This is a genomic window from Tunturiibacter gelidiferens, from assembly GCF_051013345.1.
GTDB lineage: Bacteria > Acidobacteriota > Terriglobia > Terriglobales > Acidobacteriaceae > Edaphobacter > Edaphobacter gelidiferens_A.
In genome coordinates this window covers 1,363,911-1,385,859 of the sequence record NZ_CP132939.1, presented here as the reverse complement: position 1 = coordinate 1,385,859, position 21,949 = coordinate 1,363,911, and the positions used below count along the sequence as shown (strand labels likewise).

The 21,949-nt window shown below is 60.7% G+C and carries 19 protein-coding genes and 3 pseudogenes; 12 read left to right on the top strand and 10 right to left on the bottom strand.

From position 1 onward, the window contains the following. From RBB80_RS06780 to RBB80_RS06745, 8 genes and pseudogenes are all read left to right on the top strand, one after another. Positions 1-369 (top strand): hypothetical protein, encoded by a 369-nt coding sequence (locus RBB80_RS06780; RefSeq protein ID WP_433967466.1) that lies wholly within the window; start codon positions 1-3, stop codon positions 367-369. Between the two features lie 23 nt (positions 370-392). Continuing rightward, on the top strand, positions 393-1,316 hold the full coding sequence (locus RBB80_RS06775) for a hypothetical protein (protein WP_433967465.1): 924 nt from the start codon (positions 393-395) through the stop codon (positions 1,314-1,316). After that, positions 1,313-1,591, top strand: a pseudogene (locus RBB80_RS06770) (amidase family protein); the annotation flags it as partial. The gene RBB80_RS06775 and the pseudogene RBB80_RS06770, both read left to right, overlap by 4 nt. After that, complete coding sequence (locus tag RBB80_RS06765) at positions 1,549-2,613, top strand: amidase family protein (protein WP_433969546.1); 1,065 nt, start codon at positions 1,549-1,551, stop codon at positions 2,611-2,613. The pseudogene RBB80_RS06770 and the gene RBB80_RS06765, both read left to right, overlap by 43 nt. A gap of 158 nt (positions 2,614-2,771) precedes the next feature. Next, positions 2,772-3,803: a DUF1338 domain-containing protein gene (locus RBB80_RS06760; RefSeq protein ID WP_433967464.1), complete on the top strand. Its 1,032-nt coding sequence runs from the start codon at positions 2,772-2,774 to the stop codon at positions 3,801-3,803. 205 nt (positions 3,804-4,008) lie between these two features. Further along, positions 4,009-5,310, top strand: coding sequence for an FAD-binding oxidoreductase (locus tag RBB80_RS06755; RefSeq protein ID WP_433967463.1), 1,302 nt, complete (start codon positions 4,009-4,011; stop codon positions 5,308-5,310). Then, positions 5,214-6,248: an FAD-binding and (Fe-S)-binding domain-containing protein gene (locus tag RBB80_RS06750; protein ID WP_433969544.1), complete on the top strand. Its 1,035-nt coding sequence runs from the start codon at positions 5,214-5,216 to the stop codon at positions 6,246-6,248. Before RBB80_RS06755 ends, RBB80_RS06750 begins: the two co-directional genes overlap by 97 nt. A gap of 144 nt (positions 6,249-6,392) precedes the next feature. Beyond that, entirely contained in the window at positions 6,393-6,953 is a 561-nt protein-coding gene (locus RBB80_RS06745; RefSeq protein WP_433967462.1) for a (Fe-S)-binding protein, read from the top strand. A 12-nt stretch (positions 6,954-6,965) separates the two neighbouring features. Here RBB80_RS06745 and RBB80_RS06740 read toward each other — a convergent pair whose 3' ends face one another. Next, the gene (locus RBB80_RS06740; RefSeq protein ID WP_433967461.1) at positions 6,966-7,406 is read right to left on the bottom strand and encodes a hypothetical protein; all 441 of its coding nucleotides are present in this window, start codon (positions 7,404-7,406) and stop codon (positions 6,966-6,968) included. A gap of 814 nt (positions 7,407-8,220) precedes the next feature. Between RBB80_RS06740 and RBB80_RS06735 the strand changes: the two are divergent. Both RBB80_RS06735 and RBB80_RS06730 read left to right on the top strand, forming a co-directional pair. Then, positions 8,221-8,945 (top strand): annotated as a pseudogene (locus RBB80_RS06735) (aldehyde dehydrogenase family protein). Next, a complete protein-coding gene (locus RBB80_RS06730) occupies positions 8,839-9,738 on the top strand; it encodes an aldehyde dehydrogenase family protein (protein WP_433969543.1) in 900 nt (299 codons plus the stop codon). The pseudogene RBB80_RS06735 and the gene RBB80_RS06730 overlap by 107 nt, the downstream one beginning before the upstream one ends. On the opposite strand, the gene RBB80_RS06725 is transcribed toward RBB80_RS06730, so the two are convergent. Then, on the bottom strand, positions 9,739-10,218 hold the full coding sequence (locus tag RBB80_RS06725) for a hypothetical protein (RefSeq protein ID WP_433967460.1): 480 nt from the start codon (positions 10,216-10,218) through the stop codon (positions 9,739-9,741). A 214-nt stretch (positions 10,219-10,432) separates the two neighbouring features. Between RBB80_RS06725 and RBB80_RS06720 the strand changes: the two genes are divergently transcribed. Continuing rightward, positions 10,433-11,383 (top strand): VOC family protein, encoded by a 951-nt coding sequence (locus RBB80_RS06720; RefSeq protein WP_433967459.1) that lies wholly within the window; start codon positions 10,433-10,435, stop codon positions 11,381-11,383. A 55-nt stretch (positions 11,384-11,438) separates the two neighbouring features. On the opposite strand, the gene RBB80_RS06715 is transcribed toward RBB80_RS06720, so the two are convergent. After that, positions 11,439-12,944: a M20/M25/M40 family metallo-hydrolase gene (locus RBB80_RS06715; RefSeq protein WP_433967458.1), complete on the bottom strand. Its 1,506-nt coding sequence runs from the start codon at positions 12,942-12,944 to the stop codon at positions 11,439-11,441. 167 nt (positions 12,945-13,111) lie between these two features. Here RBB80_RS06715 and RBB80_RS06710 point away from each other — a divergent pair, with 167 nt between their 5' ends. After that, complete coding sequence (locus RBB80_RS06710; RefSeq protein WP_433967457.1) at positions 13,112-14,593, top strand: alpha-amylase family glycosyl hydrolase; 1,482 nt, start codon at positions 13,112-13,114, stop codon at positions 14,591-14,593. Here the strand turns inward: RBB80_RS06710 and RBB80_RS06705 are convergent. The 7 genes and pseudogenes from RBB80_RS06705 to RBB80_RS06675 all read right to left on the bottom strand — a co-directional run bounded on the left by RBB80_RS06705 (position 14,590) and on the right by RBB80_RS06675 (position 21,941). After that, positions 14,590-15,483, bottom strand: coding sequence for a DUF4097 family beta strand repeat-containing protein (locus RBB80_RS06705; protein WP_433967456.1), 894 nt, complete (start codon positions 15,481-15,483; stop codon positions 14,590-14,592). The two genes, RBB80_RS06710 and RBB80_RS06705, sit on opposite strands and share 4 nt — an antisense overlap. A gap of 150 nt (positions 15,484-15,633) precedes the next feature. After that, positions 15,634-16,866 (bottom strand): glycosyltransferase, encoded by a 1,233-nt coding sequence (locus RBB80_RS06700; RefSeq protein WP_433967455.1) that lies wholly within the window; start codon positions 16,864-16,866, stop codon positions 15,634-15,636. Positions 16,867-17,041: 175 nt separating this feature from the next. After that, entirely contained in the window at positions 17,042-18,157 is a 1,116-nt protein-coding gene (locus RBB80_RS06695; RefSeq protein ID WP_433967454.1) for a hypothetical protein, read from the bottom strand. Positions 18,158-18,412: 255 nt separating this feature from the next. Beyond that, a pseudogene (locus RBB80_RS06690) lies at positions 18,413-19,398 on the bottom strand (TIGR00730 family Rossman fold protein). Between the two features lie 37 nt (positions 19,399-19,435). After that, complete coding sequence (locus RBB80_RS06685) at positions 19,436-19,714, bottom strand: hypothetical protein (RefSeq protein WP_433967453.1); 279 nt, start codon at positions 19,712-19,714, stop codon at positions 19,436-19,438. Positions 19,715-19,894: 180 nt separating this feature from the next. Then, entirely contained in the window at positions 19,895-21,556 is a 1,662-nt protein-coding gene (locus RBB80_RS06680) for a hypothetical protein (protein WP_433967452.1), read from the bottom strand. A 157-nt stretch (positions 21,557-21,713) separates the two neighbouring features. Further along, positions 21,714-21,941: a hypothetical protein gene (locus tag RBB80_RS06675; RefSeq protein ID WP_433967451.1), complete on the bottom strand. Its 228-nt coding sequence runs from the start codon at positions 21,939-21,941 to the stop codon at positions 21,714-21,716. Positions 21,942-21,949: the final 8 nt, after the last annotated feature.

Here is a 21,949-nt window from a genome sequence, read left to right as displayed (position 1 = left end):
ATGCTGCGCTCCTTCAGCTACGCCGCACACGCCGCGCACAACGCCTTCGCGCAGCGCCGACCCGACGACGCAAAATATCTCGAGCCCTGGTCCACCCTCTGGCAGAACTCCGTCTCCACGGAATTTCTCCGCGCCTACCACGCAACGATTCTGGCCAAAGATCCGGACCTCATTCCCAAAGCCAAGCAGGCACAACTTCTGCTCAGCGCATACTTGCTGGAGAAATCCCTCTACGAGCTCCTTTACGAACTCAACAATCGCCCCGCGTGCGTCAGAATCCCCTCGCAGGCATCCTGTCCTTGCATCTGTAGATATTTCCCTGGCCTCTCTTCACTCCGGTACAAAATCCATTCTTTTTGCTCTTGTTAAAAAAATCCACGATAGTCTGAATTATGGCTCCAGTGAAGCTGATCGTTGTCTTTGCCGCACGCCTCGCGTTACCGCCGGTCAATCCACCTTCAACCGGACATTTTCTTTTGCCGAAGCGCGGCGCTGCATCCGACCTCGAGATCGTCGGCATGGCCGCAGATATCGCACCCGGCACAGTACGCTACATCTCCTACGATCGACTCGCGAGCCTTCCACAGACAACGGTCACAGTCACAGGCGATGACAACTTCCGCGAACTCCCTCAGCAAAAGCTAACCGTTACCGGCGTCTATCTCGACGTCCTCGAGAGCTCCCTCGGCGCTCTTCCCGGATCGAATCTACTGACCGCACTATGTTCCGATGGCTATCGTGCAACCTACACTGGAGACTATGTGAAGATGCACCGTCCAATCCTCGCGTTAAAGATTGACGGCCTGCCCGTTAAGGCTTGGGTAGCTCAGACGCACAACGACGACCCTGGCACCTACTTCATCACCCATGCAGACTTCACGCCGTCCTTCAGCGTCCTCTCTTTTTCGGAGATCCCCAAGATCCCGGCGAAGATAATTCGGCTGGAGTTCGGCACAACCCGGCAGGTCTACGGGGCCATCGCGCCGCATCAAGGAGATGCGTCCAACCCGGAGGTGATCGACGGCTTTCGCATCGCCCAGCAACACTGTTACCGCTGCCACAATATGGGCAGCTATGGCGGCACAAAGGCAGGCAGGTCGTGGCACACTCTAGGCAACTATGCCGCCTCGTCGCCATCGACCTTCGAACGCTACCTCCGCAATCCAAAATCCATCGACCCGAAATCGGCCATGTCTCCTAATCCACAGCTCGATGAGTCCACTGCGAAAGTTCTCCAAACCTACTTCCAGACCTTTGCCACGATGCCCACTCATCCTCAGTCTTCGCGTCGCATTTCTGCATTCATCAAGCCATGACAAACGCCCCTTCCCCACTCACCTTGATGCGACACGCACTCGCATCGTCTGAGAGCGATCCCCACACCACAGCCATCGCTGCAGCCGACAGAGCGAACAGCAACGCCTCGCACAACACCTACCTGACCCTCACAACAATCGAATCGCTTCGTCGAGCCGAACAACTCCCGAACGCCTTTGCCGACGCTCAAAAACGGCCTCCGCTTTACGGCATTCCAATCTCGATCAAAGACTGCTTCGATGTAGCAGGGACGAACACAAGCTGCGGCTCCCGCTACTACCAGCAACTCCATCCCGTGGCCGAAAAAACTCATGGGTCGCGCAACGCCTTCTCGATGCGGGCGCGATCATCCCAGGAAAAACTCATCTTCATCCACTTGCGTACGGCATCACGGGCGAAAACCCGGACTACGGAGACTGCGTCCAGCCACGCGACTCAAGTCTGCTCACCGGAGGCTCCTCCAGCGGCGCTGCTGCGAGTGTGCAGGAGGGATCTGCGCTCGCAGCCATCGGCACCGACACCGGCGGCTCCATTCGCGTTCCCGCTGCACTCTGCGGACTGGCTGGCTATCGCGCCTCTCATGGCGTCAGCCACGGCGAAGAACGCTGGTCGGGCGCGGCTCACCTTGCACCATCCTTCGACACCCTCGGCCTGCTCTTCCGCGATCTCCGCGATGGTCCCGCGCTCGCCAGCGCCATCTACGACATCCCCTCCGTCCCCGCACCAACCCAACTCCGCATCGGCTATGTTGGCGACGAGTTCACACACGATTGCGAACCCGAGGTCCTCTCCGCCTTCGCGGCATGGAAGCAGCGCCTCACCGAACGCCCCGCAACCCTGACACCGATCGACACCACTTTCTGGGTCGACAGTTTAGAGATCTTCGCGTCCATACAGGCAAGCGAAGCGGCCCAACTTCACCGCGGCCACTATCAACACTTCGAGCGCGCGATCGCGGAACGCCTGGCCTGGGGAGCATCCATCACCACCGATCAGCTCAGGCTCCTTCATCGTCGCCTCGAAGACTTCCGCTCAAAGATGTCGTTGCTCTTCCGGCAGGTCGACCTCCTCCTAATCCCCTGCGCTCCCGTCAGCAAACTCTTCGCAGGCCAGGACCAGTCGCACGTTCGCCAAGAGATTCTGCGCTACACCACACCCGTAAGCCTCGCGGGGCTGCCCGCCGTCACTCTGGCCGGTGAAGCTATCGGCGCACCCTTCGGCACCGGCATGCAGCTAGCCGCCGCTCCCATGCAGGACGGGGCGCTCCTATCCTTCGCGGCCTCTCTAATCGAATAGCTACAGTTCCGACGGGATCGGCGAACGCGTCCGACTCGTCGTCGAGAGACTCCTGATCCAATTCTGCCGCCGGAGGGCATCAACTTTACAGACGCGCTCCCATTGACGATGATGTTAGGGCCGGATGCATACCCTCCGGCAGTCACGGGGAATTAACAATGAGCACAAACAACGGCGTACTACGCGAAACACTCGACAAGATCATCGGTACCGAACGCACGGAACACCTCTTCAAACTCCTGGTCATCCATCCCGAGATCGCCTCCGCCACCGGCCCGCAAGTCTCTCGCGCCGTCCTCGCACAGGCTCTCAACATGCTCCTCTTTGAGGACCTTCTTCGCCGCGTCCCTAGTGCAAAAACATACGCCGACTACACCCTCAACAAAGGGCGGCAGATCCTGCACGATCACGGCGCCGTCCGCACCGTCGCACTCGAGGGGATGGGCGGCCTTCCCGCTGGACAGGAGGCCATCACCCGCATCCTGCGTCCGCTCGGTTACGCGCTCAACGGCGTCTACCCGCTCGAGCGCCTCAAGATGACCGGCCGCTCCCACGCCCAGGCCGACTACCCCGAAGAGATCGCCCAGTTCTTCCTCAGCGAGCTTCACCCCGAGCGCTTCTCGCCCGAGTTCCAGACCGCCGTCCAGCGCGTCACCGCGACTTCAAAGGACCCCGTCACCCCACAGGCGAAATCCCTCCTCGACAAACTCGAATCCACCGGCTCCCTCAGCGTCGACGAGTCCGTAGCCTTGCTTCCAGTCCTCGCCTCGGTCTTTGAGCGTCAGCACACCGAACCTACCCTCTCCGACTACGAGATTCTCCTCGCCGAATCTCCCGAGATGGCCTGGATCTCTACCGAAGGCAACGCCTTCAACCACGCTACCGACCGCGTCCCCGACGTCGACCAACTCGCTGAAGAACAGAAAGCCCTCGGCCAACCCATGAAGGCTGCCGTCGAGACCTCGCAATCGGGCCGGGTCCGCCAGACAGCCTTTCTAGCCGCAAAGGTTCAACGCAAGTTCCACACCGCCGAAGGCGCTCTCGTTGCAAAGGAGGTAAACGGCTCGTTCTACGAGTTCATCACCCGGCTCCCGCTCCCCGAAGAAGACGGAAAACAAAAGCTCGATCTCGGATTCGACAGCTCCAACGCGCAAGCCATCTTCAAGATGACCGCCACCGGCAAAGCCTGAAGAACCCACTGCGCGTGGGGCGGTCACTTCGTGACGTGTATACCGGTCTTGGCGGAATGAGCGGCAAGGGCCCTCCCGTTGGTCGGAACAATCATCCCTCTCCCGACCAACGGGAGGGCCGCCAAAAGGGGTACACAAGTCACGAAGTGACCGCCCTCCGCGCAGGAGGCCCGTCCGGCAGGACACCCATCGTATAGTGAGCACTATGTCCACCTCCCCATTCGTCGTGCTGCCCAGCTCCCACGCCCGCGCACACGACACCTTCGCCGCCTCCGACGAGCTCGCCTCGCTCCTCCGCGAGCAGATCCGCGGCGAAGTCCGCTTCGACCCCGCCTCCAAAGCTCTCTACTCCACCGACGCCTCCAACTATCGCCACATCCCCATCGGCGTCGTCATCCCACGCGACGAAGCCGACGTCATCGCCACCGTGGCCCTATGCCGCCGCTTCAACGCACCCGTCCTCACCCGCGGAGCAGGCACCTCGCTCGCCGGCCAGGGCTGCAACGCCGCCGTCGTCCTCGATTTCTCCAAATACATGAACGGCATGGGCGAGATCGACGTCGAAAACCGCACCGTAAAAGTCCAGCCCGGCATCGTGCTCGACCGCGTCCGCGACGCCGCCGAAAAACTCCATCTCACGTTCGCTCCCGACCCCGCCACCCACAGCCGCTGCACCATCGGCGGCATGATCGGCAACAACTCCTGCGGCGTGCACGGCCTCATGGGCGGCAAAACCGTCGACAACATCGCCACCCTCGACCTCCTCCTCTACGACGGAACCCGCCTCACCGTGGGCCCCACCACCGAAGCCGAACTCGCCGCCCACATCGCCAACGGCGGCCGCACTGGCGAGATCTACGCAACCCTCAAATCCCTTCGCGACACCTACTCCACCCAAGTCCGCGAAAAATTCCCGAACATCCCCCGTCGCGTCTCCGGCTTCAACCTTGACGAGCTGCTCCCCGAAAACTCCTTCAACGTAGCCCGCGCCTTAGTCGGCAGCGAAGGCACCTGCGCCATCATCCTCAGCGCCACCCTGCAGCTGGTCCAATCCCCACCCTGCCGCACCCTCGTCGGCGTCGGCTTCCCCGACGTCTTCCTCGCCGCCGACCACGTCCCCCAAATCCTCGAGCACAAACCCATCGGCTTCGAAGGCATGGACGGCCTGCTGCTCGACGCCATGCGGCGCAAAGGAAAGTTTGTCGAAGAGCTCGCACTCCTCCCCGGCGGCAACGGCTTCCTCATCGTCGAGTTCGGCGCCGACACCCAGGCCGAAGCAAACACTAAAGCCCGCGCCCTCGTCGCCTCACTCAAAACCATCGCGCCGGAGGCAACCAGCCGCATCTACACCCCTCCGAAGCGAAAAATGTCTGGCGCATCCGCGAGTCAGCCCTCGGCGCCACCGCCTTCATCCCCGGCGTCGGCACCGGCTGGGAAGGATGGGAGGACGCCGCCGTCGATCCCCACCAACTCGGCAGCTATCTCCGCGCCATCTTCGCGCTCATGAACGAGTACGGCTACCGCAGCCCCATGTACGGCCACTTCGGCCAGGGCTGCGTTCACATGCGCCACAACTTCGACCTCCAAACCGAAGCCGGCATCCTCAAATTCCGCCAGTTCATGGAGCACGCCACCGACATCGCCCTCGCCCACGGCGGCTCCCTCTCCGGCGAACACGGCGACGGCCAGGCGCGCGGCGCTCTCCTCCCCAAGATGTTCGGCCCCGAACTCATGCAGGCCTTCCGCACCTTCAAACATGTCTTCGATCCCACCAACAGCCTCAACCCGAACAAGCTCATCGACGCCCACGAGCCGCACGAAGACCTCCGCCTCGGTGCCGACTACAACCCCTGGCATCCCAAAACTCACTTCGCCTACGCCGAAAACAACGGCAGCTTCGCCGATGCCAATCTCCGCTGCGTAGGCGTAGGAGCCTGCCGCAAAACCGATGCCGGCACCATGTGTCCCAGCTTCATGGCCACCGGCGAAGAGCTCCACTCCACCCGCGGCCGCGCCCATCTCCTCTGGGAGCTCATGCAAGGCGAAGTCCTCCCCGACCAATGGCGCAACAAGCAGGTCAAAGAGTCCCTCGACCTCTGCCTCGCCTGCAAAGCCTGCAAGTCTGAGTGCCCCGTCTCGGTCGACATGGCCACCTACAAATCCGAGTTCCTCGCCCACCACTATGAGGGCGAATCACGCCCGCTCTCCCACTACGCCTTCGGCCGCATCGACGTCTTCGCCCGCCTCGCTTCGTACGCGCCGCACCTCGTCAACACCATCAACCACACCCCGCTCATCAGCACCGTCATGAAGAAGCTTCTCCACATCCACCCGAACCGAACCTTCCCTTGCTTCTCCAAACCCTTCACTCCCGACCGCCGCCTCGCCCGTGACGCAAACCGCCGTCGCGGCGACCGTCGCACCCCTGCCATCCGACGCCCCTGAGGTCTTCCTCTGGGCCGACACCTTCAACAACTACTTCCACCCCGCCGCCATGCGCGCCGCCCACCAGGTCCTCACCACCGCCGGCTTCCGCGTCACGCTTCCTACGCAACACCTCTGCTGCGGCCGCCCCTCTACGACTTCGGCATGCTCTCCACCGCCAAAGACTACCTCCTCAAAACTCTCAACGCCCTCACCCCGCAGCTCCTCGCCGGCACCCCCATCGTCGTGCTCGAACCCTCCTGCGCCTCCGTCTTCCGCGACGAACTCACCAACCTCCTTCCCCACGACCCACGCGCACAAAAGCTCCGCGACCAGACCTTCCTCCTCAGCGAGTTCCTCGTCAAACGCGCTCCCAACTACCGCCCGCCGCAACTTGACGAAAAGATCCTCGTCCACGGCCACTGCCACCACCGCGCCACCATGGGCATGCACGACGAGATCGCTCTCCTCCGCCTCACCGGAGCCGACGTTGAACTACTCGACTCCGGCTGCTGCGGCATGGCTGGCCCCTTCGGCTTTGAAAAAGACAAGTACACCGTCTCGCAAACCCTCGCCAACCGCGTCCTCCTCCCCGCCGTCCGCAACAAAGCCGCCAGCACCATCCTCGTCACCGACGGCTTCAGCTGCGCCGAACAGATCACCCAGAACACCTCCGCAAAACCCATGCACCTCGCCGAAGTCCTCGCGCAGTCCCCTCAGGACTAACAACCCGCCGGACTAGGTCTTATCCGGCGGCAGAGATCCTCTCTCTCGCAGAACAGACACCAGATCTTCGTGATTCAAATAGAAGACGATCTTCAACCCATCATCCGATCGATACAGCACAAACGTCGAACGCAAAGTAAGATCGTCGCCAGGCCCGCTTTCTCGATCAAACTTCATCAGCCACTCGGTCTTCAGCAAAACGTATCGATCATCCAGCCTCATCTGCTCTACCGAGACCAGCGCAGTTGCTCCGCCTCCCACACTCTCAAACAGCTTCTTTCGCTGCGGGATCGCCATCAGGAGCTTCGAAGACGGCACTGCACGCGCCCCGCTTGGATCGGCGGACATAAAGACATCGGCAAACTGCTCCACAATCTCATCAACACTCCTGCCATTAGCGTTTATCTCGAATCGCTTGAGAAAGTCTTTCACCTCTGGATGCAGATTTTTCATCACGGCTCCTTAAATCGCTTATCAAATGATTGGCCTTCCCCCTGTCGCGTTTGCGGCAAGGTGACCTTTAGTATTATATCACATTTTTGGTTACAAATCAAGCGGCGCGATCGAGGAGAAGGCCTCCTCCTCAGAATCAAGGCCCTCGCATCACGATCAAACGTCCTGTTTACACACACCCGAAAACACCAAGCCAGGCCGACGGCCTCCAGCCTCCAAAACATGCATCGCGCCCAAACGTTTGCTACGCCAATCCCCAGTGAAACTCGTAGACAAGGTCCCTCCCGTCGTTGGGTTGCAGTTGTCGTTGCAGTTGCAGTCGTCGTTGCAGTTGCCGTTGCGGTTGCAGTTGCCCGTTCTTGCCGTCACCCTGAGCGTAGCGAAGGGTCCCGACGCACCCCACCTGCCCATACCACTGGAACCTTTTCAACCTACATTCAACCCCTGAGCATGCCACCCTCCCACGCTCCCGCGACCCCATTAAACCTGTCAAGCCCCCAAACCGCTAAAACCCGCGCCAATCCAGCACATTCGCGTGGCGTATTAGTTACTCTCCAACCGCTATACTGGAATCAGACCTTGAAAAGCCCTCGCCGCAAGAGGGCTTTTCTATTGCAAACCCGTAACCCCTTTCGTAAGACGAATTTGCCTGTAAACCCTTTGCTATGACGATTTTGCAAATCATGGTCAAACGCAAGTTGCTGATTCAAAATAATTTACACGATCATATGGGGGAGGGGTACCCCCATCCGGCAACTTGCCACTCCTGACCAGAACCATCTACGCTAGCCCTCGAGAACAATCCAGACAAACCATGACGATCAGAAAAGAAGTCGAAGCTATCCTCGCGCACCTCGGAGTCACTGCCACCACCGGCAACCTCACCGTCCGCACCCCCATCACCGGCGAGGTCATCGCCCAGATCGCCACGATCACGCCAGAGGCCGCCAGTAAAGCTATCGCCCAGGCCCACTCCGCCTACCTCGAGTGGCGCAACGTTCCCGCCCCCAAGCGCGGCGAACTCATCCGTCTCCTCGGCGAAGAGCTTCGCGCCAACCTCGAACCCCTCGGCCGCCTCGTCACCATCGAAACCGGCAAGCTCCTCTCCGAAGGCCACGGCGAAGTCCAGGAGATGATCGACATCTGCACCTATGCCGCCGGCCTCTCCCGCCAGCTCGCCGGCCTCACCGTCCCTTCCGAGCGCTCCAAACACCGCATGATGGAGACCTGGCACCCCTCGGAGTCGTCGGCATCATCTCCGCCTTCAACTTCCCGGTCGCCGTCTGGAGCTGGAACGCAGCCCTCGCCCTGGTCTCAGGCGACGCCGTCGTCTGGAAGCCCAGCGAGAAAACTCCCCTCACCGCCCTGGCCACCCAGGCCATCTTCGAGCGAGCTGCGAAAAGTTCGGCGGCGTTCCCCCGGCCTCGCAACTCTGCTCATCGGCGACGCCAAGGTAGGCGAGCAGCTAGTCGACAGCCCACTCATCCCGTTGGTCTCCGCCACCGGATCAACCGCCATGGGCCGCGCCGTAGCGCCTAAGCTCGCCGCCCGCTTCGCCAAAGCCATCCTCGAGCTCGGCGGCAACAACGCAGCCGTCGTCGCCCCCACCGCCGACCTCGATCTCACCCTCCGCGCCATCGCCTTCTCGGCCATGGGCACCGCGGGCCAGCGCTGCACCACGCTCCGCCGCCTCATCGTCCACGCCGACGTCTACGACAAGCTCATCCCGCAACTAAAGAAGGTCTACGGCTCCGTCGTCATCGGCGATCCCGGCGCACAAGGCACCCTCGTCGGCCCACTCATCGACGAGCGCTCCCACAACGCCATGCAAAAATCTCTCGATGAGGCCCGCAGTGCCGGCGCGACCATCACAGGAGGAGAACGCATCTCCACCGCGAACCCCGAAGCCTTCTACGTACGTCCTGCTCTCGTCGAGGTCGGCTCCCAAACCGACACCGTCAAGCGCGAGACCTTCGCCCCCATCCTCTACGTCCTCAAATACTCCGACTTCGCCGACGCCCTCGCCCTCCACAACGACGTCCCCCAGGGCCTCTCTTCGTCGATCTTCACCATGAACCTTCGCGAAGCCGAACTCTTCCTCTCCGCCACCGGCTCCGACTGCGGCATCGCCAACGTCAACATCGGAACCTCAGGCGCAGAGATCGGCGGAGCCTTCGGCGGCGAAAAGAGACCGGCGGAGGCCGCGAGTCCGGCTCCGACGCCTGGAAGCAGTACATGCGCCGCGCCACCAACACCATCAACTACGGCACCGACCTGCCCCTTGCACAAGGAGTCAGCTTCGACATCAACTAACCACGAACACCCGCGCTGACTACGCTGCGAGCCCCAAGGTCGAATTCACCGTAGCCAGCGCGGCCTTCTCCTCATCGGAAACCAGAGTTCCTCCGAAGCCGAGAAATCCACCTTCCTTCGTGGCCTCTGCGGTCGCTTTGGCAACGCCTGCCAGCCACTGCTTCACCTCGGTTGCTTCTTCAGGCGACGCCTTCTGCGCGAGCAGATTCGAAGTTCGCTTCAGGATCTCGGTTGCCGCTCCCTGCACCTGCGCGGGCGTGGCACCAGCGGGCGGCTTTGGAATCGACATCTTCTCAGTCAGGTCCTGCGCAAGATCTTTCAGCAACGGCGTCTGCGCTGATCCGGCCGCCTGCAAGATCATCTTGCCCGCAGCTGTAGACTCCTGGACGAGTCCGATAGGTCCGCTCGGGCTCGCCGCCACCACCAGGATGCTCGCCATAAAAGGAGAGGAACGCAAGAGGTCCCACTCATCAACGCTGAAATCCGCTCGTGTGCTCATAAGTCCAGCCTTCCGCCCCATCGCATCGCGTGCGTCGCCGACGAGGGCTCGTGGGATTCGGACAGCAAAAAGATTGGCCCACCAATCACTGCCGGACTTCGAGGCTATCGAGCCGGCTGTGCCCTGTCAATCGAAGCACGATGAATTTTCAAGAGAACACGCACGTCGCACTGAGACATGTACGATGGCTCCGACGAGAGGACTGAAACTCCAGATGAATCGAAGCAAGCGACTGGCAGCGATCTGCACCATCGTCTTCACCTGCGCGCTGACAATTCAGGCCCAAACCGCACCAACTCGTCCCAAGATCCTCGGCATCTCGCACGTCGGCTTCTTCGTCTCCGATCTCCCCAAAGCGCTCGACTTCTGGCACGGCCTCCTCGGTTACAACGAGTCCGCTGAAGATAAGAATCCAGATGGCTCCATCACCGACGCGATCCTCAAGATCAACGACCACCAATTCGTTGAACTCTCCAACCTGCAGCCGCCCCCAGGCTCTGGTCATCTGAATCGCATCGCCTTCACCGTCTCCAGTGCCGAACAGATGCACCTCTACCTCATATCCCGTGGCATCCAAGTCGCCACTCCGGTTCTCAAAAACGTAACAACCGGCGACCTAACTTTGACGATCAAAGACCCGGACGGCAACCTCGTCGAGTTCGACGAACCTCAACCCGACGGCCTGGAAGCTCGCACAACCGGGAAGTTCCTTCCTGCCACACGCATCTCCGACTCCATCTATCACCTCGGCTTTCTCGTCGGCAACAGCGAGAAGTCCATTAAGTTTTACGGCGACCTACTCGGCTTCCAGGAGTTCTGGCGCGGCAGCTCCAACGGAACGCAACTAAGCTGGATCGACATGCAGGTGCCCGACGGCAAAGACTATGTGGAGTTCATGCTCTACCGCGATCTCCCGCCACCCGACAAGCGCGGCGGCCAGGAGCACATCTCTCTTCTCGTGCCCGATGTGGCAAAGTCCATCAACGTACTCGAAGCTCGCCCCGCCTTCCAAACCTACGGTAAGCCAGTGGCTCCTCACACGGGTGTCAACGGCAAACGCCAGCTCAATCTATTCGACCCCGACGGAACCCGTGTCGAACTGATGGAGTCCGAAACAGCAAACGGCAAGCCGGTGCCACCGTCCACCGCTCCGCCGCCAAACTAATCTCACAAAAAATGGCTGCAGCGGAATACTCGCCACAGCCATCCCCTTCTAACAACTACTTCGCAGGAGCAGCGGTCTTGCCTGCCAAGTGCCCATCCATATCAGCCAGCACATACGCCACCACAGCCAACATAGCCGCATTCTTGCGAAACTCCTTCGGGTCGACCTTGTCCAGCGTATCCGCCTCGGTGTGGTGCCAGTCGAAGTAGTGAAGATCCTCCGTCCGCGGAGCCAGCGCCGGTACGCCGTCGCCCGTAAGCGGCTCGATGTCTGACCCTCCTCCACCCGGCAGCACCTTATCGGCGCCAATCGGGCCCAGCAGCGAAGCGATGTCCTGGAGCGCCGCGAACGACTGCTGCTGAGCCGGCGGCAGCTTGTTCAAATCAAATGGCGCCGCACCAGGCATCATCGACTCGAACCCGCCATATCCAATCCCCAGCGGCTTCTCCGCTCCTTCATCCATCTCGATCGCCGCGACCTGTTCGCCGATCTTCGCGCCAATCATCTTTCGATAAGCCTTCCCACCCGCCTCGCCATTCTCTTCATTCACCCAGAACACCAAACGGATCGTCCGCTTTGGCTTCAGTCCCAGCTTATGAATCAGCGTCACCGCTTGAAACGTTCCCATAATGCCAGACCCATCGTCCTGCGCGCCTTGCCCAACATCCCACGAATCAATGTGGCCGCCAATCACCACCACCTGCTCCGGATGCTCGCTGCCAACAATCTCACCCATCACATTTCCGGCCTTCACGTCGGCTTCCATATGAGCGTCCATCTGCAGGTGCACCTTCACCGGCCCTTCTTTGCACAGCCTCTCAATCATCAGCGCATCCTCGATCGAGATAGCAGCCGCCGGAATCTTCGTCACCTTCTCGTCGTAGTAGAGCGAGCCCGTATGCGGCGTCTGCATCGCAAGCCCGGTAGCCGACCGCACCAGAACACCCACCGCACCCTTTGCCGCAGCCTTCGACGGCCCGAGTGCGCGATACGTCACGTTCGCCCCGTAGCCGTGCCAGCCCGGATTGAACACCACGATCTTCCCCTTCACCTGCTCCGGCGTCATCGCATCCAGCGCCGCAAAGCTCGGCACGAACACCGCATCCGCCGTAAGGCCATCTTTCGGCGTACCGACGCTCATCCCCAGACCTAGCATGTGAAGTTGCCGTGTTATCGATCCCGACTCGCCCTTGTAAGTCATCGTGGCCGACTCATTTCCCCTCACCCAATGCGGCACCATTACCGGCTGCACAGTTACGTTCTGCAGTCCTGCCTTCCGCATCAACTCGGCACCCCATTCAACCGCGGTGTTCAGCTGCGGCGAACCACTCAGCCGCTTGCCGATGTGGACGCACAGATAAGTCAGCGCTACATACCCATCGTCGTCGGTCTCGCCAGCCCTCAATATCCGATCCGCATCGGCCTTGTACTTCGCCGCCAACGGCCCATTAATACCCGGCATTGAAACAGGTGGCGGCGTATCCGGTGCACCCATCTGCGCCATCCCCGTCTGAACAAACAACAGCGCAGCCCCTATACCCAAAGCGGCAAAACCTTTCATGTGAATCTCCTTTTTTATTTGCACCGGATTCATTGACCATAAAACCTCGCATCGTCAAACACAAGAAACTGAGCAAATATCGGCGCCGCAACCTAGCTCACAGTGGGGCCTGACATGCCATCTCCCCGCGCTGGAGCCATCTCGCGTAGCATCTCAATAACGAGCGCATGATCAACTTTCACCGAACGCCCCGCCGACCTCTCTCCCTCTGCTTCGCCTGCATCCTCATCGCAGCAACTCCATTCGCCGCAGCTCAAACCCTCGCCCGCCCCGGCTGGGCCGGCTCCGGCATCACCACCGACCTCTGGTGGAAGCGCGCCATCATCTATCAGGTCAACCCCGCCGACTTCAACCCGACCGACGGTAGCGGCCTCCACAGCATCACACAGCGCCTCGACTACATTCACTCCCTCGGCACCGACGCCGTTCTCCTCACGCACCTACAGCCCGACCCCACTCATGCCGAGACCATCGATCCCGCCCTCGGCTCTCTCGACGACTTCGACGACCTTCTCCGCGAAGCCAGCAGCCGCCACCTCCGCGTCCTGCTCGACCTCGACCCCGCCATCCCCGCCGCCGACCTGCCCAACGTCACCCGCTTCTGGCTCAATCGCGGCATCGCGGGTTTTCACGTAAGTGGCGTCAATGAAGCCGCCCGCGATCAGGCCGCAACTCTCCGCTCTACGGCCGCCGGCTACCTCGGCCAACGAATCCTCATCGCCGATGCGGACCCCAACCTGACCGCAACTGCCCAACCTCAGCCACAGCCACAACCCGCCACGCGCGGCCGCCATCACGCGCACGCACGCTCTCGAAAGCAATCAAGCACCGGCACCACGACCCACGACTTCACCACACTCGACACCCAATCCCCGCAGCTCCTCCTCGATGACCGCATGGGCGCCATTACCACGCTCAACGCCGCTGCCATTCGCCCGATCATCGACCGCCTCCAGGAGATCCAGCAAGCCGGACACAGCCTGCCGCTTCTCGCCACCGACGGTCCCTCCTTCACCCGCAGCATGAGCCGATACGCCGACGGACACCATGATCTCGCGATCGCCAAGCTTCTCGCCACCCTGCTCTTCACCACCCGCGCCGAATCGCTCATTTATTACGGGCAGGAGCTCGGTGTCCGCACCTCATCTTCAGCTGACGCGCCCACACCGCTGATCCTGTGGGATGCACCACCGCCTGCAAAACCGGCACCCGTCAGCGAAACCTACGTCCCGTACAAGCCCCCCACGACCGCCGCGGGTACTCCTCCTGATGCCACGCCGAACGCCGCACTGGAAGACGCCGACCCTGAGTCTCTCCTCAACTGGTATTGGCGGCTCAGCACGCTTCACCACGGCAACTCCACTCTGGCCTCGGGCACCAGCCTTACCGTCAACCGCGACGACCAGAACGTCCTCGTCCTGATCCGCAAACCGAAGGTTATCTCCGCCAACTCTCCCGTCCTGGTCCTGCTCTTCAATCTCACCGCACAGCCGGTACAGCTCTCGCTCAAAGCCGACACCACCAAACTCGGCCTGCGCGGCAGCTTTCTCCGCACCGTTCTGCGCTCAGACAACGGCATCGGCACCATGCATCTCGACGACATGACGCTCGCACCCTACGCCGCATACATCGGCGAACTTCGTTACTAGAGGGTCGTAATGCTTACATCTCCATCAGAGGCGTGAATGCTGAACGGAACGCCACCGCTATTCAAATGTCCGTGGAGATGGTGTCCGCCCGACTCTCTACTGTCGTAGTGATCCATCGTGAGCGGAAGCGTGCAGTTCAGATGCCCATCGCCGGTAGCCACATCCATATCCGCAGAGAGAGCCTGTGGCAGCCGAATGGAAACCCGCCCATCCGAACTCTTGATTCGTGAAGCACCCGTAAGCTGCGAACCTGGCGCGAGCGTAAAATCGAGGTTTCCATCGCTCGTCTCAAGCTGAACCATCGTGAACTGACCATCGATCTTCATGTTGCCATCAGAGCCTCGAGCGTCAATGGTCCCAACCGCGTTGTGGAGGCTGACACTGCCGTCCGAAGCAACCAGGTGCACATCCCCCTTGATGTTGTCGAGCTCAACCGACCCGTCGCCGGCATGAATCTGAACCCTGCCCGTCAGGTCGCGCGCAGACAAATTACCATCCGCCACCTTGGCATCCAGATCCAGCTTCGCCGGAGTCTCCACCGTCACCTTCGTCCTCCGGCTCTCGTTCCATTGAATATGGAAGGTGTGCGGCTTCTCTTTGATTGCGAAAGAGACATGATCTCCCTCCTGGTGCTCCTCGATGGAATACTCGCTCAGCTTTTGAGTGGACTCCACATGAACTCGAATCTCCTTGCAATCGCCGCAGGAGTGAACCTCAAGTCCACTATCGCCCGTCTCTACAGTGAGGGATGCACTCCCTCCGCCCACCGTGTAAACCTTCTGCCACTCGTGATCTGAGCTCTGGGCGAGCACCGTGGAAGACGGAAGAGAGAGCACAACCGCCGCGGCCGTAGCGACGAATCCTGTTGAGCAAGTACCTGCAAACGACATAGTGATCTCCTGAGGGCGACAGTGGCAAAGGAATGTACGCGCCCCGAGCCCGTCTGGTTCCACGTCCGCAAACAAATCGACTAGAGCCGGTAAACAGAGCGCGTATCTGGGAAGCCTGCCGTTTCTCAACCAGGTAGCAGACGACCCCTGTCAATCGCTTCCGTCATCCTTGAGTGCCGGTTGCGTCAACTCACCAGCCTTCAATCCAGCCCCGCTCACCGCCAGCGCCGTTTCATACCCGGCGTAGACCCGATCGAACACCGCATCCCAGCTGCACCCCAACGCATACTTCCGCGCCTTCAGCCGCATCCCATCCAGCCGCGCCCGATCTCTCACAAGCTCCGCAACCGCCGCTGCGAAATCGTCATCCTCTGTTACAAATCCCGTCTCGCCGTTCCGCACGATAAACTTCGGTCCGCCATCAGGGGTCACCACCGCAGGCACCCCGCTTGCCAGCGCCTCCAGCACTACATTCCCAAACGTATCCGTATGCGAAGGAAATACCAGCACATCCATATTTGCGTACGCCTGTGCCAGCGCAGCTCCCCGCAGCACGCCCGCGAATTCGGCCTCTGCCAGCTCTCGCCGCAGCTCCGCCTCGTCGCTGCCATGCCCGACGATCAAAAATCTCACCCCACCCACTCCCATCGCCGCAAGTTCTCTCTGCACCCGCGCCAACAGCTTCACATTCTTCTCGATCGAAAGCCTTCCCACGTATCCCAGCACCACCATCCTGTCGCCCACCTCGCGCGTACGATGCACCGGCGAAAACCACTCCGTATCCACGCCACGCTGCATCAGATAGCAGGGTCTTCCTGTTGTTCTCTCCAGCATGCGGCAAAGCTCTTCGTTCGGCGCAAACAAAACCTTCGCCAACTGGTAAAACCGCGAAGTAGCCCACAGCGCCCCCGCCTCCACGCCGTGCTCCGTCGCAGCGCCGGCCCGCGCCGACAGCCTACCCGTCAACCACCCCATCCGTCGCGACGCGTACTCATGCACATTCGTATGCCAGGAAGCGGCCAGCGGAATCGCCATCTCCCATGCAAAGTAAGCGCCAAACATCCCCAGCTCGCTCGGCCCGGTAATGTGGATTACATCCGGTCGAAAGCGCTCCAGCTCCCGTCGAATTGCTCCACCGTGCCGCCAGAACAGCGTGTCGAACTCGAGATCCTTCTCCATTCGCACCGACGTGCGACTCCGCCCCAGCTCCAGCGTCCTCAGCTCCCCTGCCTGCTCGAACGCTCCCGCTCGGCCCCCAGCGCGCACGCAAAGAAACGGAAGCCCATGCCTCTCCGCATACGCCACAAAGTTGCGACTGGTATGCGCGACGCCATTCACTTCATGGAACGAGTCCGGAAAGTAGGCAACACGCGGCACACGCATCGCTTTAGACTATCCTCGCGCTCCGCAGTCCGGAAAGATTTTAAGCTACGACAAGAAGTCGAAAGTAAGATGAAGCCGACCAACGGGAGGCCCGAGGGCGAAGCCGGTACACCCGCCACAAAGTGGCCGCCCTCCGCGCAGGAGGCCCGTCCGGCAGGACAGCAGCCTCTACCCCTTAGGCGTCCAGCTTCGCCAAAGCAGCCCGCATCTCGCCACTCTCATTCCACGCCATCCGGAGCCCACTCGAAACCGGCCCTGCGCCCATCATCCGAACGATCACCAGCACCGCCCGAAAGAACGCCGGAGCATGTCCGGTCGTCCACAACTGCGTCATCGGCCGAATCACTCCCTCGGCGTCGGGGTGGTAGACCCGCTCATCCCACAATCTGGACCCCTCGGGAAAGTCCGGATAGTTCCTTATCGTATCCAGCGTCGACTGCAGAATCCTGTGTTTCCATGGTTCGGCATACTGCGGCATAAAGAGCACATGGCTCTCGCGCTCGCGCCTTACCTCGTGCACAAACTCGTTGAAGCTCGTCGCTCGCGTCAGGTTCACATTGGCATTCGGCTCAACACCATGCCGGTCGCCGCCGCTGATCACCAACTGGTTCCACTTTCCCGCCAGCATGGAGGCCTCGCGGTTCTCCTTCCACGAGCGCAACCCGTTCAGCTCCAGCGCGTGGACGAACTGCCCGTACACCGCCAGAAACTCGTTCACCAACACCTCGTGCTTCTCCATGCCCACCCGGTACAGATCCCACAGCGGGTGGTTGAACACAATCAGCACTCCTGGCAGTTCATCGAGTTCCGCCAGCATCTCCGTCAGCAGCTTTGGCGCTCTCGTCGCCACTGGAATGGCCGTAAACGCTGCCATCCGTTCCATCCACTGGGCCCCAGTCGCGCTCGGCAGATTGTGAATCCCCAGGTGAAATGCGGTGGCTCCAAACGGCACCGTCCACTCTACCGATACCGGAATATGCCGCGACGAAGGCACAGTTCGCAGCAGCATCGGCGCGTTGATATCATCGTGATCCGTGATCGAAACCAGTCCCTGAATCTGCAGCTTGTTCTCGATCTGCTTTCGCTCCAGATCAAACGCCAGGCTGGGCGTCAACGGTGGCGTCCAGTAAGCCCGCGCATAATCCGCGTCGATTCCCGTCAGCCGCTTGCTCCTTCGCTCGCCCCACCGTATGACCGGCTGCAGAAAACTCCAGTCCTTCGACAGCTCCGAGATGAAATCCAGCGTCTCCTTCGACTGATTCGTATGGCTATGCAGCGATACGCCCGTCATGAAGCCCTTCGCTGCCTCCGGTTCCCGCCACAGGTATGAAACGCTCGACTGGCTCATCGGGTGACCCCCAGGTTCTCAGGCTGCTTACGAGGGCAGTATGGAGCCGCTATGTGACGAGGGTGTGACTGCACCAATAATGCAGCTTCAAAATCCCTAAACCCCGTATCTACAATGATTCCCCAGAGGTCGTAGAACCCTCTTCTCCTGCGAATCCGCTCATCAGACGCTGCACGCACGCGTCGATCGGCGGTCTGGTCAGCGCGTCTTCGCGATATCCGGGCCCATCATCTCCTGCACGCTCGGCGCAGGATCATCAGGAATCTCCTGTTTCTCCAGCCTAGCCTGCTCCCGTTCATAGTCCGACTCGAGATGATTTTCCGTCAGCCCCTTCTTCAGCAACGCAAACGCCTCCTCCGGCGTATCTGCAAACTGAAACAGCTCAAGGTCAGCCTGCGCAATCGCGCCCTTCGCCGCCAGCAGCTCCATATTGATCACATTCTTCCAGTAGCTCGACCCATAGACGACCACCGTGATCTTCTTCGCCAGTTTTCTGGTCTGCGCCAGCGTCAGCAGCTCGAACATCTCGTCCAGCGTCCCAAAGCCGCCCGGAAAGACCACGAGCGCCTTCGCCAGATAAGCGAACCAGTACTTCCGCATGAAAAAATAATGAAAGTCGAAGCTAAGCGCCGGCGTAATGTACGGGTTCGGATGTTGTTCGAAGGGCAATTTGATATTCAACCCGATCGTCTTGCATCCAGCCTCATACGCCCCGCGATTGGCCGCCTCCATAATCCCCGGCCCGCCCCCTGAGGTCACCACAAATCTGTGCCGCCGTCCGGGCAGCGTCTTCGACCACGTAGCCATCATCCCTGCCAGCCGCCGCGCATCCTCGTAATACTGAGCCATCTCCACCGCAGCCTCAGCCAGCCGCAGCTTCTGTGCACTGGCCTCTCCGCTCGCTATCTCCTCAGGGCTTGCGGGCTGCTCCGCCTCGGGTGCCGGCTCGCTCGAACCCGTATTCGCCAAAAGCTCCAGCTCTGAACTGGCCACGTCCAGAGCGCGAAACCGAGCCGACCCAAAGAACACCACCGTGTCCTGAATCCGCTCCCGCCGAAACCGCGCCATAGGCTCCTGATACTCCGCCAGGATCCGCAGCATCCGCCCATCCGGCGAGCTCAAAAATCCGCATTCTCATACGCCAGCGGAGCCTGCTCCAGCGCGTCCGGTACCTTTGGGTTCATAGTCTTGTCATCCAGTCGATCAAAAATCTAGCGTCGCTCATCCCCGGTAGTCGCGGTAGTGCACCGCCTCGGAGATGCCGATCCAGATATCCAGCAGTCCCAGCCCGGAGATCATCCCCCGCACCGCGCCGTTATGCAGCACCGCCGTCAGCCACGGCCTCGCCAGAATAAACTCGTTCCGGTCCCATATCCGCGTCCACCACGGAAGCACCATGACCAGCACGCCCAGGTACACGCAGAACAACACCAGCACAAACAGCGACAGCCGTTGCAGCCACACTGGCGCTGATCTCTTTGCAGGTTCTCCCTGGCTCACCGGTGGCTCTTCCACAGTCGGCTCAGGGTTCGGAAATAGTTGTGGCTGTCCGGACATCAAACTCCGCATCAAACGTTCTGCGCAAAACCTCTTCTGCTCGAATAACTCTCAAGTCTGACACTAGCAGAGCGCTTCGTCCTTGTCTCTCCAACAGAAGCACCATGCGAAGCTCCCCTTCCTTCACTTCGCTGATTTTGCGGGAGTTGGCAGCGCGGCAGGAGCATGGGTGTCATGAGGAAAATCCAGCCGCAGATCGTACGTCGACCGCGACCCGGTGACCTTGACCGGAAGCTCAAGCCCCGCACCATTTTTCTTCAGCAGCTTGTCGAATGGAGTCAGCAGCATACTCTTCCACCCCGTCGTCATCTGCGACGCCGTCGCCTGTGTCTTCACCGTTCCGTGAAACTCAAACGTGCTCGCAACCAGTTGCATCTGCCCGTCCGCCAGCATCTGCGCCCCAGGCATCTGGTAGTCCAGGTCCTGCACATCCAGCACCGCATTCGCAATCGTAAACTTTCCACTCAGCGCCGAACCCACCACTTCCGCATCCTGCGCATTTGCCTGCTTCGGCTTCCCCTGCGCCCTCATACTCAGCGCATCCATCTTCGCCTGCATCTCGGGATTGTTCATCATCGCGTCCTTGATCGCGAACGTGCCCTCAAGCCGCATCTTGCGCGACACGCTTACCGGCCCCGCCGGATCGTAGAAGTGCACCTTCGCCGCCAACGCCCCGCGCATCAGCGGTGGGTTCGACTTCAACACGAGGCTAAAAATATCCTCAAGTCGCCCCTTCTCGATCAGCACATTGAGATCGGTGTTATGCCCATTCACACCCACCGCCCTCGTCACCGCACCTCGTGCCGTAATCTCAGTCCTGCCCAGTCTCGCCCGCACAGGGTCCAGCCAGGTATCCCCCGTCGTCCCATCCACCACCGCATGAAACTCCGTATGCAGAGGCACCGGATGATCGCTGATATCCAGTCGAAAGTCCGGGGTCTCCGTAGTCCCATCCGCAGTCAGGTTCCCCAGCGTCCCGCCAAACCTTCCCGTCGAAGACAGCATCCCGCCCAACCCATGAATCGAAGACAGGTCCGCATGAGTGAACGTGTAGTCCCCGTCAAGCGGCGTATCCCGCGGATTGTCGTCCTGCCATGGCCCAAAGTGCCCCGTCGACTGCACTTCCCCCACCGGCTTCGGATTCACCAGCAGCGCCGTATAGTTCAGCGGCTTCTTCGCCCCCACATCGGTCAGCACAAGGCTCTTGATAGCAAACTCCAACGGCTTCTTCCCCGGCTTGTTCGTCTCGAGCGTCACCTTTGCGTCCGTGCACTCGATCCGGTCGACCACAATCCCCAGCGCCGACTGCCCCTTCCGCCTCGGATCATCAGGCACCTGCCCACGATCTCCCTTCGGCGGAATATCCACCCGAAGCCCCCGCACCTTCACCGTGACTAGTCGAGTCGTAGGCCGCAGCAACTCGCGCCATCCTGTCCTGAACTCAAAACTATCGACGACCAGCATAGGCGGCGCATTCGGCCTCGCATCCGGCTTCGTCGGTCCCGCCAGGTAAAGAATCCGCAGCCCTCCACCCGTAACAATAACGTCTCTGCTCATCGAAAGCTCCAGCCGATCCAGCTCCACCGGGCTATGAAACCGCGCCGAAAGCGTCTCCACAACCTTCTTCCGCAGCATGGGCTGAATCTGCCTCAGCCCCCATTCCACCGCCACAGCACCCACAATCGCCACCAGCACAAACACCGCACCCATCCAAAAGACCCAGCGCCACCCCCACCATCGCTGACGCTCCACCGGCACCACGGTCTCCGTATCAGTCTCGCTCAAATTGTTCCTCTGCTGGTTGGACGCTCTTGCACCGTCAAAAGCCGGAGCCCACCCAAAAAATACCGTAGAGACGAAGCTTTCGCGTCGTCGCAAGTTTTCCCAATCCCGCAAAGCTCCATCCCCGCCCAGGGCTCATTCTTCACAGCGTCAATCCCGCCTACTTCTTCTTCGGCGTAAGACACGTCTGTCCGAATCGATCGTTCAGGCACAGCGTCCACCCGCTTGCCTCTTGATCGATCTTGTAGTGGTACTCCGTCTTGCTGAGATCCGTAGCCGCCTCAACGGTCACGCCGGCACATTGATCCTTTTTCGTCTCCGTTCGTCTCGCCGGCATAAGGTCCATGGTCGAACCCTGCGCGGACACCTGCCCAAACTCCTGTTTCATCGTCGTGA

What these genes read in the sequence shown, in the direction of transcription:
- RBB80_RS06700 (WP_433967455.1), bottom strand. Translation starts at nt 16,866, where the DNA reads ATGCGTGTGCCGCGTGTTGCCTACTTTCCGGACTCGTTCCATGAAGTG.
- RBB80_RS06755 (WP_433967463.1), top strand. Translation starts at nt 4,009, where the DNA reads ATGTCCACCTCCCCATTCGTCGTGCTGCCCAGCTCCCACGCCCGCGCA.
- RBB80_RS06725 (WP_433967460.1), bottom strand. Translation starts at nt 10,218, where the DNA reads ATGAGCACACGAGCGGATTTCAGCGTTGATGAGTGGGACCTCTTGCGT.
- RBB80_RS06695 (WP_433967454.1), bottom strand. Translation starts at nt 18,157, where the DNA reads ATGACGGGCGTATCGCTGCATAGCCATACGAATCAGTCGAAGGAGACG.
- RBB80_RS06745 (WP_433967462.1), top strand. Translation starts at nt 6,393, where the DNA reads ATGCTCTCCACCGCCAAAGACTACCTCCTCAAAACTCTCAACGCCCTC.
- RBB80_RS06710 (WP_433967457.1), top strand. Translation starts at nt 13,112, where the DNA reads ATGATCAACTTTCACCGAACGCCCCGCCGACCTCTCTCCCTCTGCTTC.
- RBB80_RS06675 (WP_433967451.1), bottom strand. Translation starts at nt 21,941, where the DNA reads ATGAAACAGGAGTTTGGGCAGGTGTCCGCGCAGGGTTCGACCATGGAC.
- RBB80_RS06780 (WP_433967466.1), top strand. Translation starts at nt 1, where the DNA reads ATGCTGCGCTCCTTCAGCTACGCCGCACACGCCGCGCACAACGCCTTC.
- RBB80_RS06715 (WP_433967458.1), bottom strand. Translation starts at nt 12,944, where the DNA reads ATGAAAGGTTTTGCCGCTTTGGGTATAGGGGCTGCGCTGTTGTTTGTT.
- RBB80_RS06775 (WP_433967465.1), top strand. Translation starts at nt 393, where the DNA reads ATGGCTCCAGTGAAGCTGATCGTTGTCTTTGCCGCACGCCTCGCGTTA.
- RBB80_RS06720 (WP_433967459.1), top strand. Translation starts at nt 10,433, where the DNA reads ATGAATCGAAGCAAGCGACTGGCAGCGATCTGCACCATCGTCTTCACC.
- RBB80_RS06740 (WP_433967461.1), bottom strand. Translation starts at nt 7,406, where the DNA reads ATGAAAAATCTGCATCCAGAGGTGAAAGACTTTCTCAAGCGATTCGAG.
- RBB80_RS06760 (WP_433967464.1), top strand. Translation starts at nt 2,772, where the DNA reads ATGAGCACAAACAACGGCGTACTACGCGAAACACTCGACAAGATCATC.
- RBB80_RS06705 (WP_433967456.1), bottom strand. Translation starts at nt 15,483, where the DNA reads ATGTCGTTTGCAGGTACTTGCTCAACAGGATTCGTCGCTACGGCCGCG.